At 61.9% G+C, this 17,408-nt stretch carries 19 protein-coding genes; 12 read left to right on the forward strand and 7 right to left on the reverse strand.

Annotation, left to right across the window (positions count from 1 at the left end):
* Positions 1 to 8 precede the first annotated feature (8 nt).
* Entirely contained in the window at positions 9 to 521 is a 513-nt protein-coding gene (locus AB8B29_RS14385) for a disulfide bond formation protein B (RefSeq protein WP_037196681.1), read from the forward strand.
* A gap of 116 nt (positions 522 to 637) precedes the next feature.
* Here the strand turns inward: AB8B29_RS14385 and AB8B29_RS14390 are convergent, their stop codons facing one another.
* A complete protein-coding gene (locus AB8B29_RS14390) occupies positions 638 to 1,195 on the reverse strand; it encodes an HNH endonuclease (protein ID WP_037196682.1) in 558 nt (185 codons plus the stop codon).
* 110 nt (positions 1,196 to 1,305) lie between these two features.
* Positions 1,306 to 1,950, reverse strand: coding sequence for a DNA-3-methyladenine glycosylase family protein (locus tag AB8B29_RS14395; protein ID WP_037196683.1), 645 nt, complete (start codon positions 1,948 to 1,950; stop codon positions 1,306 to 1,308).
* 43 nt (positions 1,951 to 1,993) lie between these two features.
* On the opposite strand from AB8B29_RS14395, the gene gluQRS reads away from it, so the two are divergent.
* On the forward strand, positions 1,994 to 2,875 hold the full coding sequence (gene gluQRS / locus AB8B29_RS14400; protein WP_047640866.1) for a tRNA glutamyl-Q(34) synthetase GluQRS: 882 nt from the start codon (positions 1,994 to 1,996) through the stop codon (positions 2,873 to 2,875).
* Here the strand turns inward: gluQRS and AB8B29_RS14405 are convergent.
* A complete protein-coding gene (locus AB8B29_RS14405; RefSeq protein WP_037196685.1) occupies positions 2,840 to 3,760 on the reverse strand; it encodes a YihY/virulence factor BrkB family protein in 921 nt (306 codons plus the stop codon). The two genes, gluQRS and AB8B29_RS14405, sit on opposite strands and share 36 nt — an antisense overlap.
* A 98-nt stretch (positions 3,761 to 3,858) precedes the next feature.
* Between AB8B29_RS14405 and AB8B29_RS14410 the strand changes: the two genes are divergently transcribed.
* The 6 genes from AB8B29_RS14410 to AB8B29_RS14435 all read left to right on the forward strand — a co-directional run bounded on the left by AB8B29_RS14410 (position 3,859) and on the right by AB8B29_RS14435 (position 8,539).
* A complete protein-coding gene (locus AB8B29_RS14410; RefSeq protein ID WP_047553471.1) occupies positions 3,859 to 4,692 on the forward strand; it encodes an SDR family oxidoreductase in 834 nt (277 codons plus the stop codon).
* A gap of 121 nt (positions 4,693 to 4,813) precedes the next feature.
* Positions 4,814 to 5,017: a twin transmembrane helix small protein gene (locus AB8B29_RS14415; protein WP_047640861.1), complete on the forward strand. Its 204-nt coding sequence runs from the start codon at positions 4,814 to 4,816 to the stop codon at positions 5,015 to 5,017.
* Positions 5,018 to 5,030: 13 nt separating this feature from the next.
* Positions 5,031 to 5,609, forward strand: a complete 579-nt coding sequence (locus tag AB8B29_RS14420; RefSeq protein ID WP_047640862.1) for a cob(I)yrinic acid a,c-diamide adenosyltransferase — start codon at positions 5,031 to 5,033, stop codon at positions 5,607 to 5,609.
* Between the two features lie 197 nt (positions 5,610 to 5,806).
* Positions 5,807 to 6,556 carry an electron transfer flavoprotein subunit beta/FixA family protein gene (locus tag AB8B29_RS14425; protein WP_113118687.1) on the forward strand — a complete coding sequence of 250 codons (750 nt, stop codon included), beginning with the start codon at positions 5,807 to 5,809 and terminating at the stop codon, positions 6,554 to 6,556.
* 27 nt (positions 6,557 to 6,583) lie between these two features.
* Positions 6,584 to 7,513 (forward strand): electron transfer flavoprotein subunit alpha/FixB family protein, encoded by a 930-nt coding sequence (locus AB8B29_RS14430; RefSeq protein ID WP_037196690.1) that lies wholly within the window; start codon positions 6,584 to 6,586, stop codon positions 7,511 to 7,513.
* A 147-nt stretch (positions 7,514 to 7,660) separates the two neighbouring features.
* Positions 7,661 to 8,539 (forward strand): 3-hydroxybutyryl-CoA dehydrogenase, encoded by an 879-nt coding sequence (locus tag AB8B29_RS14435; RefSeq protein ID WP_034511539.1) that lies wholly within the window; start codon positions 7,661 to 7,663, stop codon positions 8,537 to 8,539.
* Between the two features lie 162 nt (positions 8,540 to 8,701).
* On the opposite strand, the gene tlpA is transcribed toward AB8B29_RS14435, so the two are convergent.
* Positions 8,702 to 9,367, reverse strand: a complete 666-nt coding sequence (tlpA, locus tag AB8B29_RS14440) for a thiol:disulfide interchange protein TlpA (protein WP_047553479.1) — start codon at positions 9,365 to 9,367, stop codon at positions 8,702 to 8,704.
* A 23-nt stretch (positions 9,368 to 9,390) separates the two neighbouring features.
* Here tlpA and argH point away from each other — a divergent pair, with 23 nt between their 5' ends.
* The 4 genes from argH (at position 9,391) to AB8B29_RS14460 (ending at position 15,349) form a co-directional block, all read left to right on the forward strand.
* Entirely contained in the window at positions 9,391 to 10,791 is a 1,401-nt protein-coding gene (gene argH / locus AB8B29_RS14445; protein ID WP_047553481.1) for an argininosuccinate lyase, read from the forward strand.
* A gap of 99 nt (positions 10,792 to 10,890) precedes the next feature.
* Positions 10,891 to 11,082 (forward strand): LPS translocon maturation chaperone LptM, encoded by a 192-nt coding sequence (gene lptM, locus AB8B29_RS14450; protein WP_037196915.1) that lies wholly within the window; start codon positions 10,891 to 10,893, stop codon positions 11,080 to 11,082.
* Positions 11,083 to 11,095: 13 nt separating this feature from the next.
* The gene (gene lysA, locus AB8B29_RS14455; protein WP_037196694.1) at positions 11,096 to 12,367 is read left to right on the forward strand and encodes a diaminopimelate decarboxylase; all 1,272 of its coding nucleotides are present in this window, start codon (positions 11,096 to 11,098) and stop codon (positions 12,365 to 12,367) included.
* Positions 12,368 to 12,613: 246 nt separating this feature from the next.
* Positions 12,614 to 15,349, forward strand: coding sequence for a TIGR02302 family protein (locus tag AB8B29_RS14460; RefSeq protein ID WP_113118688.1), 2,736 nt, complete (start codon positions 12,614 to 12,616; stop codon positions 15,347 to 15,349).
* A gap of 15 nt (positions 15,350 to 15,364) precedes the next feature.
* Here the strand turns inward: AB8B29_RS14460 and AB8B29_RS14465 are convergent, their stop codons facing one another.
* The 3 genes from AB8B29_RS14465 to AB8B29_RS14475 form a co-directional block, all read right to left on the reverse strand.
* Positions 15,365 to 15,724, reverse strand: a complete 360-nt coding sequence (locus AB8B29_RS14465) for a response regulator (RefSeq protein ID WP_037196697.1) — start codon at positions 15,722 to 15,724, stop codon at positions 15,365 to 15,367.
* A 159-nt stretch (positions 15,725 to 15,883) separates the two neighbouring features.
* Positions 15,884 to 16,432, reverse strand: coding sequence for a hypoxanthine phosphoribosyltransferase (gene hpt / locus AB8B29_RS14470; protein WP_037196699.1), 549 nt, complete (start codon positions 16,430 to 16,432; stop codon positions 15,884 to 15,886).
* A 199-nt stretch (positions 16,433 to 16,631) separates the two neighbouring features.
* Positions 16,632 to 17,300, reverse strand: a complete 669-nt coding sequence (locus AB8B29_RS14475) for a hypothetical protein (protein WP_037196700.1) — start codon at positions 17,298 to 17,300, stop codon at positions 16,632 to 16,634.
* Positions 17,301 to 17,408 lie beyond the last annotated feature (108 nt).

Here is a 17,408-nt window from a genome sequence, read left to right on the forward strand (position 1 = left end):
CCCCACGCATGTCCACGACCTCGCCTTCCCGACGCGCCGGCCTTAGCTATAGCGTGCTGCTGACGCTCGGCATGATCGTCGTCATCGGCACGGCCCTCGGCTTCCAGCATATCGGCGGCTACATTCCCTGCGCCCTCTGCCTGGACCAGCGCCAGCCCTATTACTATGGCATTCCGGTCGCCATCGCCGCCGCGCTGTCGGCCGTCGCCGGCATGCCCTCCTGGATCACGCGAGGGCTGCTGGCCATCGCTGGCCTGATGATGATTGTCGGCGGCGGTATCGGCGTCTATCACGCGGGCGTCGAATGGCATTTCTGGGCAGGACCGACGACCTGCTCGACGACGGCCAGCAGCATGACGCAGAATGCCGGCGACCTCTTGAACGAGCTCAGCACCGTCAAGGGGCCTTCCTGCACGGAAGCCGCCCTGCGCATCCTCGGCCTGTCGATGGCCGGATGGAATGTGATCGCCAGCATCATCCTGGCCGCAATCGCCTTTGTCGGCGTGAAGAAGGCGGCCTGATCTGGCCGATCGGCAGCATCTTTCGTATGCCGTTCCTCCGATACCCCCTCTGTCATTGTCGTGACAAAGGGGGGTGACGCGCTCCGCGAAAACGCCCACGAAAGAGGCGTCATCCCTTACGGCTGCAGTTCCGAATCCCAGTAGAGATAGTCGAGCCAGCTGTCGTGCAGGTAGTTCGGCGGGAACAGGCGGCCGTTGTTGTGCAGGTCCTGCACGGTCGGCTGATAGGGCTTCTGCGCCGGGAACATGCCGGCCTGCTTCGGCAGCTTGCTGCCCTTGCGCAGATTGCACGGCGAGCAGGCGGCCACCACGTTCTCCCAGGTCGTCTCGCCGCCATGGGCGCGCGGGATGACGTGATCGAAGGTCAGGTCGTCATGCGAGCCGCAATACTGACATTCGAACCGGTCACGCAGGAAAACGTTGAACCGGGTGAAGGCGGGATTGCGGGATGGCTGCACGTATGTCTTGAGGCAGACGACGCTCGGCACCCGCATCGAGAAGCTCGGCGACGATACGCAGTGGTCGTATTCAGCAATGATATTCACACGGTCAAGGAAAACCGCCTTGATCGCGTCCTGCCAGGACCAGAGCGACAAGGGGTAATAACTCAGCGGCCTATAGTCAGCGTTCAGGACGAGCGCCGGTAAGGACTGCGGGGAGACTGCAATCGTCAAGGAACCCTCCTGATCGATTCGGCATCTGCACCTGTATATTAGGCCGGTTGTTACAGGATTGTGAAGTCCAATAAATTCAGCGCATAAAGGCAAAACCAAGGAAACGCAGGTTAAACGATAGGCAGCGCATCCCGCCGGGTTTTCGCGGCGTAATAGGCCCAGAAAAGCCGGGCCGCGACCGAGCGCCAGGGCGCCCAAACTGCCGCTTCCAGGGCCAGAGCCTTGGCCGGCGGCCGTTCTTTATAGCCGAAAGCCATGCCGACGGCGGCCTGCAGCGCCACATCGCCGACCGGAAACACATCTGCGTGACCAGCACAAAACATCAGGTAGACCCCGGCCGTCCAGGGGCCGATTCCCTTGATGGTCATCAGCTCGGAGAGCGCCTTCTCCGGTGATTCGTCGCAGAGCGCATGCAGATCGAGGCCGCCTCCAACGACGGCATCGGCCACGCGCGCCAAGGTATCATGCTTGATTCGCGACAGGCCGAAGGCTCGCCAGGCGTCCGGCTCAAGGCCGGCATAGCCATCGGCGGTCACGCTTCCCAGCCGTGCCGTCATCCGCCCCCAGATCGCATCGGCGCTGGCGCGCGATACGACCTGCGAGACGATGATATGGGCAAGCCCCTCGAAGCCCGGCTCGCGCAGCCGCAGCGGCACCGCGCCCGCCTCTGCGGCAACGGGCCGCAGGCGCGGATCGAGCTCCAGCAGGGCGGCCAATCCCCGTTCGATATCGCCATCGTCGCGAATGATCTGCATGGCGTCTCGTAGTCTCCGGTTCAAATTCGTGGCAGAAGAAAGCATGATCGAGATATCCCGTCAAAAGCCGAAATTCCGCTTTGCCCCGAGCCCGAACGGCCCGCTGCACCTCGGTCATGCGCTGTCGGCCATCCTCAATCACGAGATGGCGGCCAAGGCCGGCGGCGATTTCCTGCTGCGTATCGAAGACATAGATCGGGGCCGCTGCACACCCGATTTCGAAGCCGGCATCTTCGCCGATCTCGCCTGGCTCGGTCTTCGCTGGCAGGAGCCGGTGCGCCGGCAGTCCGAACATTTTCCGGCTTACCAGGAGGCCCTGCAGGCACTCATCGGGCGCGGCCTCGTCTATCCCGCCTTTCTGACGCGCGGCGAAGTCAAGGCCAGGGTGACAGCCTTCGAGGCGGGCGGCGGGCCCTGGCCCCGCGATCCGGACGGCACACCGCTCTATCCCCCTGACGATCGCGAGCGCGACGATGCGGAGCGGCAGCGCCTGCTGGAGGCCGGCCTCAGGCATGCCTGGCGTCTCGATATGGAAAAGGCCATGGCGACGACGAATGGGCCGCTCCACTGGCGGGAAAGCGGCGATGGCGAGAGAGGCGATATAGCGGCCGATCCGGCAGCCTGGGGCGACGTCGTGCTGTCACGTTCCGACGCGCCGTCGAGCTACCATCTTTCCGTTGTCGTCGATGACGCCGTGCAGGGCATTACCCATGTCGTGCGCGGTCTCGACCTTTTCCACGCCACATCGATCCACCGCCTGTTGCAGACCCTGCTCGGCCTGCCCGAACCGCTCTATCACCATCATCGCCTGGTCCTCGACAGCGACGGCCGGAAGCTTTCCAAGAGCATGGGCGATACCGGCATTGCCGAATGGCGCAGGCAGGGCCTGTCACCGGCGGAGCTTCGCCGCCGCATCGGCCTCTGACGACGCCTTTTCCGCTGCGCGGCTTGCTGCCGCCTTGCCGAAGAGCAGGCGCCGCACCCGGAACTTCATCAGCGCGGCGTTGATCTCCGCCCCCATGATGAAGATCACGGCGAGCATATAGAGGAAGATCAGCACGATCATGACAGATGCCAGACCGGCATAGGTGGCGGTATAATTGGCGAAGGTCGAAAGATAATAGGCAAAGAGCAACGCGCCGATCGACCAGAAAACCATCGTCAGCACCACGCCGGGAATGACGTCGAGCAGGCGGCGCCGACCGGCCGCCAGCCACAGATGCAAGATCAGCAACCCGGCCAGCAGCAGGAAAATGGTGCCGTAGATTCGCCAGCTGAAGACGATATCAAGGATATCGGCCAGCGCCGGTACCCATTGCCTGGCATAGTTGACCGCCAGCGGCACGGCGACGAGCAGGATGCTCAGGATCGCAAAGATCAGCACCGCGATCAGCACATAGCCGAGACTGGCAAGACGATTGAAATACCAGGGCCGCGTCTCCAGCACGCGGTACGCACGGTTAAGGGATATGCGCAGCGCCTCGACGCCGTTCGAGGCGAAATAGGCGGCCGCAAGCACCGAGATCGTCAAAAGGCCGCCGCGCGGGATCGTCAGCACCTGCACCACCTGATCCGCCACGGGCTTGGCGATCGCCTCCGGCCAGGTATCGAAGATGAGATGCACGGCCGTGGACGAAAACTGGCTCGCGCCGAGAAAGCTTGCCAGCGCCGTGCCGAAGATCAGAAAGGGGAAAACCGCCAGCAGCGTCGAAAGCGCCACATGGCTTGCCATGGCGAAGCCGTCATCCTCGACGAAATGAAACACCGCATCGTAAACCACCTTGTAAACCGTCCGCAGGACTGTCGGCATTCCATCTCCACTTGACCTCGGCATTCACCCGCCGGTTGTCGATTGTGTCGGCCCCCCAAATATGGGAAACGAGTTTCTGTTTGTACAGGAAACATCCTATGACAGAACAACGCATTATCCTGCTAACTGGTTGCTCGTCCGGAATCGGCGCTCACTGTGCCCGGGCGTTGCAGACCGACGGATGGCGCGTTTTTGCAACCGTGCGCAGAGAGGAAGACCTCGGCCCGCTCGAAGCCGACGGCATTGAAGCGCTGCTCATGGATTATACGCGACCCGAGACGATTTCGTCCGTCGTGGCAACGCTGCGTGAACGGACGGGCGACCGCATCGACGCTCTCTTCAACAACGGCGCATACGGTCAGCCAGGGGCCGTCGAGGATCTCACAACCGAAGTTCTGCGCGAGCAGTTCGAGACCAACTTCTTCGGCTGGCACGAACTGACGCGCCAGGTCATTCCGCTGATGCGCAGGCAGGGGCATGGCCGCATCGTCAACTGCTCGTCCATTCTCGGGCTCATTCCCTATCGCTTCCGTGGTGCCTACACGGCCTCGAAATTCGCGCTGGAAGGTCTGACGATCACGCTCCGGATGGAGCTGCAGGACAGCGGCATCCATGTCAGCCTGATCGAACCCGGCCCGATCGCGACGCGCTTCACCGCCAATGCGCTCGCAAAGATCCGCGAGCATATCGACCTCGAAGGCTCGGCTCATGCCGCTGAATACCGCCGGCAGCTGCGGCGGCTTGATGGCTCGGGTCCGATCAGTAAACATAAATTGGGGCCCGAAGCGGTCTACGATGTGTTAAAATTGGCTTTGAATGTGAAAAATCCGCGTCCACATTATCTTGTAACCACCCCTGCCAAGCAGGGCGTCCTCTTGAAAAGGCTATTGCCGGCTAACCTTTTCTATCGTCTGATGCGCCGGCTGGATTAGAGCAATCCCAGGAAAAGCGCTGAGCGGTTTTCCGTCCGGAATTGCGGAAGAATAATGAGAAAGAGCGGATCGGAGAGCCCAGGAAAGGCTGAACTGCTCTGAAGACAAGGATGGAGGAGCCATGTCGACCATTACTTATATCGCCGCCGTCATCGTCATGGGCCTCGTCGCGATCGTTCTCGTTCGCGGCCTGCTGAACATGATGAAAGGCGATAATCCCAACCGTTCGAACCGGCTGATGCAGCTGCGCGTCCTGCTGCAGGCGATCGCAGTCATTCTGATCATGCTCACGCTCTGGCTGACGGGCGGCGGGCGCCCCGCCTGACAACAGGAAGACGATGGTCAAGCTCAACAAGATCTACACCAAGACCGGCGATGACGGCACGACTGGCCTCGTCGCCGGCCCGAGGCGGCTGAAGCACGATCTGCGCGTCGAAAGCTACGGCACCGTCGACGAAACCAATTCCGCGATCGGCGTCGCCCGGCTACACACGGCCGATATGCCCGATCTCGACGCCATGCTGATGCGCATCCAGAACGATCTCTTCGATCTCGGCGCCGATCTTTCGACGCCGGAAACGGATGAGCCGCCGGCCTACGAACCGCTGCGCATTGTCGATCATCAGGTCGAACGCCTCGAACACGACATAGATGCACTCAACGCCGATCTCGAGCCGCTGAAGTCCTTCGTTCTCCCCGCCGGCCGCCCTGCGTCCGCCCATCTGCACCTCGCCCGCACAATCGCGCGGCGCGCCGAACGCCTCCTGGTAGAGCTGTCCCGCAGCGAGGGCGAGCGCGTCAGCCCGGCGGCGCTGAAATATGTCAACCGGCTGTCCGATTTCCTCTTCGTTGCCGCGCGTCATGCCAACGACCATGGGCGGGCCGATGTGCTCTGGGTTCCCGGCAAGAATCGGTAGCGGGACGTTTCCCACACTCGGGGCGCATTTTTATTGACGTTAACGTAAACGTTATTTACACCCCTAAAGCAATTTGCCTGTCTGCGGCATGGAAGCGTTGTAATTGGGAAAAAAACGCGTATCCATGTCGCCATTCGACAAACGGAGCGGCGCTGAACAGGCCATGGTCTGGAGCGCAGTGTTGAAGGAAGGACCTCATGAAGATTCTCGTCCCCGTGAAGCGGGTAGTTGATTACAACGTCAAGATTCGCGTGAAGCCGGATGGTTCTGGCGTTGAGCTGTCGAACGTGAAGATGTCGATGAACCCGTTCGACGAGATCTCGGTCGAGGAGGCGCTGCGCCTGAAGGAAGCCGGCAAGGCCGAGGAAGTGGTGGTCGTGTCGATCGGGCCTGCCAAGGCTGAAGAGACGCTGCGCACGGCGCTTGCCATGGGGGCCGATCGCGCCATCCTGGTCGAGACCGACGATGCCGTCGAGCCGCTCGCCGTTGCCAAGATCCTGAAAGGTGTCGCGGATGCGGAGCAGCCCGGCCTGATCATCGTCGGCAAGCAGGCGATCGATGACGATTCGAACCAGACCGGCCAAATGCTGGCTGCCCTTCTCGGCACGGCGCAGGCGACCTTCGCCTCGAAGATCGAGATCGGCGACGGCAAGGCCCAGGTCACCCGCGAAGTCGATGGCGGCCTGCAGACCATCGAGATCAAGCTTCCGGCTGTTGTCACCACGGACCTGCGCCTCAATGAGCCGCGCTATGCCTCGCTGCCGAACATCATGAAGGCCAAGAAAAAGCCGCTCGACAAGAAGACGCCGGCCGATTTCGGCGTGTCGACCGAGCCGCGCCTGAAGGTGCTGAAGACGGAAGAGCCTGGTGGCCGCAAGGCGGGCGTCAAGGTCAAGTCGGTCGCCGAGCTCGTCGAGAAGCTCAAGACCGAAGCCGGCGTCCTGTAAACCAGTCCGAACGAGGAGTTAGACATCATGGCCATTCTTCTTCTGGCTGATCACGACAATGCACACCTCTCCGACCAGACAGCCAAGACACTGACGGCAGCGACCAAGATCGGCGGTGACGTCCACGTGCTCGTCGCCGGCTCGGGCGCCAAGGCTGCCGGCGAGCAGGCTGCCAAGCTTTCAGGCGTCTCCAAGGTACTGGTTGCCGAGGATGCGTCGCTTGCCAACAATCTCGCCGAACCTCTGGCAGCGCTGATCGTTTCGCTGGCCGGTTCCTACGACACCATCATCGGTGCGGCCACCTCGGTCGGCAAGAACGTCCTGCCGCGCGTTGCCGCCCTGCTTGATGTCGCCCAGGTCTCCGAGATCATCGAAGTGGTCTCTTCCGATACCTTCAAGCGGCCGATCTATGCCGGCAATGCCATCCAGACCGTGCAGTCGACCGACGCGAAGAAGGTGATCACCGTGCGCACGGCCTCCTTTGCCGCAGCTGACGCAAGCGGCAATGCCGCGATCGAAAGCATTTCGGCAGCTGCAAACCCCGGTCTTTCCAGCTTCGTTGGCGATGCGCTGTCGAGTTCCGACCGTCCGGAGCTGACGTCTGCCAAGATCATCATCTCCGGCGGCCGCGCGCTAGGCTCGGCCGAGAAGTTCCGCGAAGTCATCCTGCCGGTTGCCGACAAGCTCGGTGCCGCCGTCGGCGCATCGCGCGCCGCCGTCGATGCCGGCTACGCGCCGAACGACTGGCAGGTGGGCCAGACCGGCAAGGTGGTTGCGCCGCAGCTCTACATCGCCTGCGGCATTTCCGGCGCCATCCAGCATCTGGCCGGCATGAAGGACTCGAAGGTCATCGTCGCCATCAACAAGGACGAGGAAGCCCCGATCTTCCAGATCGCCGACTACGGCCTCGTCGCCGACCTCTTCGAAGCACTGCCGGAACTCGAAAAGGCGCTTTGAACGCGCCTATCGATCTTCTCGCAGTTGCGAGAGACTGGAAAATCGTCTCTTATAGGTCTATCAATCTTGCCGGGCTAGAAATAGCCCGGCAAATTTGTGATGTAAAACATAGCGCACCGCCAAGAGCGCGCCGCCGGGGAGTTGGCAATGAGTTCGCTGAAGACGATCGGTATTATCGGCGCCGGCCAGATGGGTTGCGGCATCGCCCACGTATCCGCCATGGCCGGCTACAAGGTTCATATTTACGATCTGTCGCAGGATCGCATCGAAAGCGGACTTGCCACCATCAACGGCAATCTTGCCCGACAGGTCACCTCCGGCAAGACCAGCGATGAGGACCGTAAGGCCGCACTTGCCCGCATCACCGGATCGAACGACCTCAACGATCTCGCCCAGGTCGATCTCGCCATAGAGGCTGCGACCGAGGACGAAAGCGTCAAGCGCAAGATCTACGCGCAGATCTGCCCAATCCTGAAGCCCGAGGCACTCCTCGCCACCAACACCTCGTCGCTGTCGATCACACGCCTCGCCTCCGCCACCGACCGGCCCGAACGCTTCATGGGCATTCACTTCATGAACCCGGTTCCGGTGATGAAGCTGGTGGAATTGGTGCGCGGTATCGCCACCGACGAATCGACGTTCTCTGCCGCCAGGGAATATGTCACCTCGCTGGAAAAGACGATCACCGTAGCCGAGGACTTCCCGGCCTTCATCGTCAACCGCATCCTGCTGCCGATGATCAACGAGGCGATCTACACGCTCTATGAAGGCGTCGGCACCGTCGATGCCATCGACACCGCCATGCGGCTCGGCGCCAATCACCCGATGGGGCCGTTGCAGCTCGCCGACTTCATCGGCCTCGACACCTGCCTGTCGATCATGCAGGTGCTGCATGACGGTCTCGCCGATTCGAAATACCGCCCCTGCCCGCTGCTGGTGAAATATGTCGAAGCCGGCTGGCTCGGCCGCAAATCCGGCCGCGGCTTCTACGACTATCGCGGCGAAGTGCCGGTTCCGACGCGGTAAAACACCCTCGCCCCAACGGGGAGAGGGTCGCGCGATAGCGCGGGGTGAGGGGGCGTTACCGGGAATGCCACGGTCCCCCCAGTAGATGAATATGAATGCGACGCACGGCCTCCTCATCCACCCTTACGGGCCCCTTCTCCCCGAGGGGAGAAGGGGGGAACATCAAATTCCGGCCGCCGCCTTCACCAGCTTCTTCGCATCGTCGCTATCCCATACCGCCGGCCCGTTCATCGCCGATAGCAGGCAGCCCTTGTCGTCGATCAGCAGCGTCACCGGCAGGCCGAAGGCCAATCCCTGCTTCTTCAGCACATTGAACACGCCCATCGTGTTGTCACGGTAATAGCCGAGCTTGTCGATGGCATATTCCGTGCGGAACGCTTTCGGCTTTTCCTCATCGCCCGTGTCGATGTTGACGGCGACCACCTCGAACTTGTCGTTGCCGACGCTCTTCTCCAGCGCATTCAGCGCCGGCATCTCCTCGCGGCACGGCACGCACCAGGTCGCCCACACGTTCAGCAGCACGGTCTTGCCGGCAAAACTGCCGATCGAGAGCGGCTGCCCGTCGGAACCCTTGAAGGATACATCCTTCAGCGAGATCGGCGCCGGCGGCACGCTCATGGCGGCAACCTGCCCCCTGGTGAAGGGCGTCAGAGCGGCGGCGCGATCCTTGGCAGTCCCGCATTGATCGGCTGCGGCCGTTTCACCAATGCCATTGCCATACCCTGCCTCCTTCACGTATACCGCTGCCGCACCGGCGATAACCCCAGCGACGGCGGCAAGCATAACGAGTTTCATGGACGGCAGACCGAACGGCTTCTTTGCTGTCATTTCATTCTCCAGGTGGGCATCTCATGACTGACGGCACGGACACCAAATCCTCCAACCAGATGTGGGGCGGGCGTTTCGCCTCCGGCCCCGCGGCGATCATGGAGGAGATAAATGCCTCGATCGGTTTCGACAAGAAGCTGTTTGCACAGGATATCCGCGGCTCAATCGCGCATGCCGGCATGCTCGCCCATCAAGGCATCATTTCCACCGAGGATAAAGACAAGATCGTTCACGGTCTGAACACGATCCTGTCAGAGATTGAAAGCGGCAATTTCGAATTCTCCCGCCGCCTCGAAGACATCCACATGAACGTCGAGGCACGGCTTGCCACCTTGATCGGCCCGGCTGCCGGCCGGCTGCACACGGCCCGTTCGCGCAACGACCAGGTGGCGCTCGATTTCCGCCTCTGGGTGAAGGAAGAGCTGCAGAAGTGCGAGCAGGCGCTGACTGGTTTGATCGCAGCCTTCCTCGACCGCGCCGAAGAACATGCCGATAGTGTCATGCCCGGCTTCACGCATCTGCAGACGGCGCAGCCCGTCACCTTCGGCCATCACTGCATGGCCTATGTGGAAATGTTCGGCCGCGACCGCTCGCGCGTGCGCCACGCCATCGAACACATGGACGAATCGCCGATCGGCGCCGCAGCGCTTGCCGGCACCGGCTTCCCGATCGATCGCCACATGACGGCCAAGGCGCTCGGCTTCCGCGAGCCCACCCGCAACTCGATCGACACCGTCTCCGACCGCGATTTCGCCATCGAATTCCTGTCGATCGCCGCCATATCAGGCATGCACCTATCGCGCCTTGCCGAGGAAATCGTCATCTGGTCGACGCCGCAATTCGGCTTCGTGCGCCTGTCCGACGCCTTCTCCACCGGCTCCTCCATCATGCCGCAGAAGAAGAACCCGGATGCGGCGGAGCTGGTGCGCGCCAAGACCGGCCGCATCAACGGCTCGCTGGTGGCACTTCTGACAATCATGAAGGGTCTGCCGCTCGCCTATTCCAAGGACATGCAGGAAGACAAGGAACAGGTCTTCGACGCCGCCGAAAGCCTGGAACTGGCGATCGCCGCCATGACCGGCATGGTGCGCGACCTGACGATCAACACCGCCCGCATGAAGGCCGCCGCCGGCTCCGGCTATTCGACCGCGACCGACCTCGCCGATTGGCTGGTGCGCGAAGCAGGCCTGCCTTTCCGCGATGCCCATCATGTGACGGGACGCGCCGTGGCGCTTGCCGAAAGCAAATCCTGCGAACTCGCCGAACTGTCGCTGGAAGAACTGCAAGGAATCCATCCCTCGATCACCGACAAGATCTTCGACGTGCTGACGGTCGAAGCCTCGGTTGCCAGCCGCAAGAGCTTCGGCGGCACGGCGCCTTCGGAAGTGCGCAAGCAGATCGCCTTCTGGCGTGCCCGCAACTGAAAAGACTGACGAAAACGCACCCAAACAATCAGGGTGCACAAACGCGGGAAACTTCGCTAAGAAGGGTGACTTTCGCGTTTGTCGCCCAAGAGGATTTCGATGCAGATCAACATGCCGCATATCATCCGCCTGACCGTCGTGCTTTCGGTCGTCGGCCTTGCCGTCGTCGGATGTGGCCGCAAAGGCGATCTCGACCCGCCGAGTGCTCACGCGACCAAGGGCGGCGACGTCTCCAAGCCGACCAAAGAGCCCAGCCCGGACAAGAAGTTCTTCCTTGATCCGCTTCTCTAAATAGGCACCGATCGTGAACCATTTTCAGTATCGCGACGGCATCCTCTATGCCGAGGATGTTCCGGTTCCCGAGATCGCCAAGGCGGTCGGCACCCCTTTCTATGTCTATTCGACGGCAACGCTCGAGCGCCACTATCGCGTCTTCTCCGAAGCCTTCAGCGATGTCGATGCCATGGTGTGCTACGCCATGAAGGCCAATTCCAACCAGGCGGTGCTGAAGACGCTCGGCCGCCTCGGCGCCGGTGTTGACGTCGTCTCCGTCGGCGAGCTGCGCCGCGCCCTGGCTGCGGGAATCCCGGCAAACCGCATCATGTTCTCCGGCGTCGGCAAGACGGCGCAGGAAATGGACGTCGCGCTCGAAGCCGGCATCTACTGCTTCAACGTCGAGTCCGAGCCCGAGCTGGAAGTTTTGAACCAGCGCGCCGTCCGCGCCGGCAAGATCGCGCCCGTTTCCTTCCGTATCAACCCCGATGTCGATGCCCGCACGCATGCGAAGATCTCGACCGGCAAGAAGGAAAACAAGTTCGGCATCTCCTGGGAGCGCGCCCGCGCCGTCTATGCCCGCGCCGCCAGCCTGCCCGGCATCAATGCCACCGGCATCGACATGCATATCGGCAGCCAGATCACCGAGCTGCAGCCTTTCGACGATGCCTTCAAGCTGCTGCGCGATCTTGTGGAAACGCTGCGCGGCGACGGCCACGATATCCATCATGTCGACATCGGCGGCGGCCTCGGCATCCCCTATCGCGACGACAACGATCCGCCGCCTTTGCCCGATGCCTATGCGCAAATCGTCAAGAACCAGCTGCGCGGCCTCAACTGCAAGATCGTCACCGAGCCCGGCCGTCTCATCGTCGGCAATGCCGGCATTCTGGTGACGGAAGTCATCTATGTGAAGGATGGCGGCGACAAGAGCTTCGTCATCGTCGACGGCGCGATGAACGATCTGATCCGCCCGACGCTTTACGAGGCCTATCACGAGATCCGGCCGGTCGCGATCACCGCTGCCAATGCTCCACGCATCAAGGCCGATGTCGTCGGCCCGGTCTGCGAGACCGGCGATTATCTGGCGCTCGACCGCGAAATGGCGATGCCGAAGCCCGGCGATCTCCTCGCCGTCAGCTCCGGCGGTGCCTATGGCGCCGTGCAGGCCGGCACCTACAACAGCCGGCTTCTGGTTCCCGAAGTGCTGGTCAAGGGCGGCGAATTCCATATCATCCGCCCGCGCGGCACCTATGAGGAGCTGATCGGGCTGGATTCCATCCCGGCCTGGCTCGAGGGATAATCGGCTTTGCTCGGGATTTCGGGCAGCAAGGGCAGACCCATCCGTCCCTGTCCGATCGATCACGTTTCAGCGAAGTCCGATGAAAAAGCAGCCTTTGGCACCGCTTGCCCTCGTCTTCGCCACAAAGAATGTTATCTTTGTTCGAATGGCGTCTCGCCGGGCGCCGCGAGCGCGGGCGTGTGGGATGCCCGGCCATTTCCAACGGGCAACTAGCCATCAACGTCAGATCGGGAGAAAACCGGACCGATGACCAGCCCCAGCAACCCTAAGAAGGGCGCTTTCGCCACCCGCCCGGCGCTGGCGCGCATGGTTGCGGTCAAGCGTCTGTTTGCTCGGCTCGTGCTGGTTTCCGAGCAGCTGCTGCCGGGGCTGCTGCTGCCGGCGTCCATTATTGCTCTCTTCCTTTCAGCCGCCTGGTTCGGCATTTTCCGCATCGCGCCCGATGTCCTGCGCTTCCTGCTGCTCGCCGTCTTCGCCGTCGGTTTCGCCATCTCCCTCTATCCGCTGCGCCGCCTGCGCTGGCCGAGTGTCAGAGAGGCCGACCGCCTGCTGGAGGAACGCAACGGCCTGGCGCACCAGCCGGTCGCCGTGCAGGAGGACGAGCCGGCTTTCGACACGCCCTTTGCCCGCGCACTTTGGCGCGAGCATCAGACCCGCATGGCGCAGCGTATCGCCGCATTGGATGCGGGCCTGCCGAGGCCGGATATCGCGCGTTACGACCGCTTCGCACTACGTGCCATTCCGGCCTTGCTGCTGGTGACCGCCTTCAGCTTTTCCGGATCCAATGGCGGCGGCTCGCTGAGCGATGCCTTCACGGCATCGACCTCCACATCAAGCAATCCGGATGTCCGCGTCGATGCCTGGGTCACTCCGCCCTATTACACCGGCCAGGCGCCGATCTATCTCACAGGCAACGTCGCCAATGCCAGTGACAATCTCAACGTGCCGCAATTCTCCGAACTCACGGTGCGGGTTACGGGCGCCTCCACGGATGAAAAAGTGTTGTTCCAGGCAACTGGCGCCGACAAGGGCACCGAGGTTCCGGAACAGGTCGCCGATGCCGGCAATCAAGCCCCTGCCGGTAGCGGACCGGCGGCCCCGCCCGTCGCGCAGCCGGTGGTCAATAACGCCGCCAACGCGTCCAGCACCGATGCAATGATTGCGCGCACCCATGTTCTCAAGCTCGAAAAGGGTGGCGAACTGACGGTCAACGGCAAGTCCTGGTCGTTCAAGGTGATCTCCGACAAGCCGCCGGAAATCACGTTTGACGGCATTCCGCACGCGACCGCCAACGGCGCGTTGGAACTCGGCTTCAGGGTCAAGGACGATTACGGCGTCGAGGAAGCCCATGCGGAGATCGTGCCCGTCGATTCCGATCCCTCAGCGACGCCGCTCTATGACCTGCCGGAATTCAAGCTGGACATTCCGCGCCGAGACCGCCGAAATGGCAAGGGTCTGGCGAGCCACGATCTGACGCAGGATCCGCTTGCCGGCAAGCGTGTTCGCATAGCCCTGGTCGCCAAGGACGGCGCCGGGCAGACCGGGCGCAGCGCGCCCTATGAGATGGTGCTGCGGCCGCGCAATTTCAGCCAGCCGCTTGCCGCTGCCGTCGCCGAGGAACGCCAGGTCTTCGCGCTCGATACCCGCAAGATGCCGGAGGCGATCGAACTCAATAAATCGCTGACCGTCCGGCCGGAAGAGACCATTTCCGATCTCGGCAACTATCTGGCGATCAGATCGGCCCTGACGCGCATGAAGCTCGCCAGCAGCGAAGCCTCGCTGAAGGATACGGCCGACTATCTCTGGCAGATCGCGCTCGGCATGGAAGACGCGCAGCTGACCGATGCGGAAAAAGCGCTGCGGGATGCCCAGCAGAAGCTCTCCGACGCCTTGCAGCGCAATGCCTCCGATGACGAGATCAAGAAGCTGACGGCCGAGCTGCGCAAGGCGATGGACGCCTACATGAAGGAACTGGCCGAACGCATGCGCAACATGCCCGCCCAGCCCAACCAGCGTTCAGCCAATATTCTGCGCCAGCAGGACCTGCAGCGCATGATGGACCAGATCGAAAACCTCGCCCGCTCCGGCAATCGCCAGGCAGCGCAGCAGATGCTATCCGAGCTGCAGCAGCTGATGAACAGCCTCCAGGCCGGCAAGCCGCAACCTGGGCAGCAGCAACAGAACCAAGCAAATGACAAGATGCGAGAGCAGATGGACAAGCTCGGCCGCATCATGCGCGATCAACAGAAGCTGATGGATCAGACCTTCAAGTTCGATCAGGCTATGCGCGACCGCATGCAGCGCGGCGACTCCAACGAGGACGGCGATGGCCTGATGGACCAGCCACTGCCCAATCTCGGTGACCAGATGCGCCCGGACATGGGGCAGCGAAATCAGGATCAGCAACAGGGCCAGAACCAGCAAGGCAAGAAGGACAGCGACCCCACCGACGGCATGACGGCCGACCAACTGCGCGATGCCTTGAAGCAGCTGCGCCAGCAGCAGGACGACCTCGCCAAGCAACTCGGCGAACTCCAGAAAAACTTGGGTTCAATGGGGATGAAGCCGAACCAGAATTATGGCAAGGCTCAGCAGGAGATGAAGGGCGCATCCGGCCAGCTGACCGAAGGCAACGGCGAAGGCGCCGTACAGGGCCAAGCCCGTGCGCTGGACGCCTTGCGCAAGGGCACCCGTGACATGATGAACCAGCTTATGGCGCAGATGCAGCAGCAGGGGCAGGGCCAAGGCCAATTGCAGGGGCAACCGGGCCAGGGTAATCAGAACGGCCGCGATCCGCTTGGCCGATCGCGCAACAACGACGGCAACTTTATGGACAATCCGGACGGAGACATGGTGCCGAAGATTATCGACGCCCAACGCGCCCGCGAAATCCTCGATGCCATTCGCGAGCGGCTGAGCAACAATCCTTCGCTAAGCGAGGAACGGCGTTATCTGGAGCGTTTGCTGAATCTGGGGCAATAAGACAGGCAGCGCAGATCAAGCAGCCAATGCGCGGGCGACGGCCTTGCGGATATCCGGCAGCGCAAAGGGCTTGGCCACGACATCTACGATCTTTTCCATAAGGTCGTCGGCGCGCTCGCGCTGCTCGGCATAACCGGTCATCAGCAGGATCTTCATTCCAGGCCAGGTCGAATGCGCCTGATGCGCGAGCTCGATGCCGTCCATGACCGGCATGCGGATATCCGAGAGAAGCAGGTCGAAACCGCCCTGCTTGAGCTTTTCCAGACCTTCGGCGCCGTCGGCCGCTTCTTCGGTCTCGTGGCCGTCCAAGCGCAAGGCGCGGGCGACAAAGGTGCGAAGAGAGTCCTCGTCTTCCGTAATCAGAATTTTTGCCATGGTCTGTGCTCCGTGGTCCATCATGTTCCGCGACAGAAATCACCAGAATTCCGTTTGCGATAGGTAAACGACGGGGGGATGATTAGGCTCTGTGGTTAATGAGTCGTCATCGCCGGAGCAGAATGGGACAGCCGGGCCGACTGCCCCCATTAACGCAGATTACGGGGTGGCGTCGCCCAGGACCACGCCGACGAAGGGCAGTTCGCGGAAGGCATAGGCAACGTCCATACCGTAGCCGACAACGAAATAGTCGGGGCATTCGAAGCCGACATAATCGGCCTCCAGCTCCTCCTGGCGCTTGACGCTCTTGTCCAGCAGGACGGCGAGCGTCACATTGCGGGCGCCGCGCTCATAGAGCAGTTCCTTGGCAAAACGCAGCGTACGGCCCGATTCCAGAATATCGTCGATCAGCAGCACGTCGCGATCCCTCACATCGCTGTCGATGTCCTTGACGATGCGCACGCCCTGGGAGACCGTGCCCGCGCCATAGCTCGAAAGGGTGATGAACTCGACCTCCGGCGCCAGCCCCGTCTCGTGCAGCGCGCGCAACAGGTCGGCGGCAAAAATGAACGAACCCTTGAGGATCGCGATGACGAGGAGATCCTTCGTCGGTCCGCTGGCGATTTCCTTCGCCATGGCATGATTGCGCTCGGCAATCTGCTCGGCAGTGAAAAGCGGCTCGATGTTCTTCCCGCGTACGACAGGCATTGATTGGCATGCTCCATGGCTGCTGCGGCGCTCGGCCGCCGATCAAGCACAAGCCCGTAGCACAATCGGCAAGCCTGACACACCCCCTAGAGCCGGATGATTTTAGGTCGAATCGACCTAAAATCTGAATCCGCTCTCGAATCAAACAGGTAGAGCGTGATGTCGCCCGAAAACAGCTTACACTTTTCGGCATCACTCCCTAGGGCATGAAGGAAAGACGAACATCCGGCGTTTTTCCACCAGGATGCTGCAATCGTGTGGAAAATCCGCGGCTTTCATGCGGCCCGAGACGGTTCATCGGCGCATTGACGACGACGCTTCGCACCAGCTGGTCGCCGGCAAAGAGATCGGCGCGCATCGACGGTATCGACAGGGTGGCACCGCTCGCATTCTCGATGATGCCATTCAGTGTCAGGACGCGCATGCCGTTCTCGTCGCGCGGCGTCAGCGTCACATGCGAGAATTGCAGCGGTTCGCCCGCCGCCTCGTTCGGTGCGCCGGACAATCCGGAAAATCCACCGGCAAGTCCGAAGACGAGCACGGCAAGGGCGACGATGAGCGCCACGAAGCAGCGCCGCGATGCCTGCTGCAAAACGCCTTCGGCAAAACGCAAAGCGGATAGGGTTCGCGAGAGGACATTCCCACGCTTCGGCCGTGACGGCGCTTTCGATCCGGAGGGACCGTCGTGGCGCATGTTGACGCCCGAAGCGCTCCTGCCGCGGCCGCCAATGACGGTCACGAATTCGGCATCGATGATATCCTGCTTCGGCACGAAACGGTGCGACTGACCCGAACCAGACCCAGGTTCGGGCGGAATGAGGTCATAAACCAGCCCCGCCTGCTGCTGCCGGTGGCGAAAAGCGCCCATGATGACCTCCCTTTGCGGTGATCCACATGGTTTCGACGCCCATTGCTAATCTGGGCATTGAAACGAATCCTGCCCAGTCGTAAATTTTAATGGTTAATGCTTCGCAAA

It is taken from the genome of Rhizobium sp. 11_C7_N12_5, assembly GCF_051811145.1.
Lineage (GTDB): Bacteria > Pseudomonadota > Alphaproteobacteria > Rhizobiales > Rhizobiaceae > Rhizobium > Rhizobium lusitanum.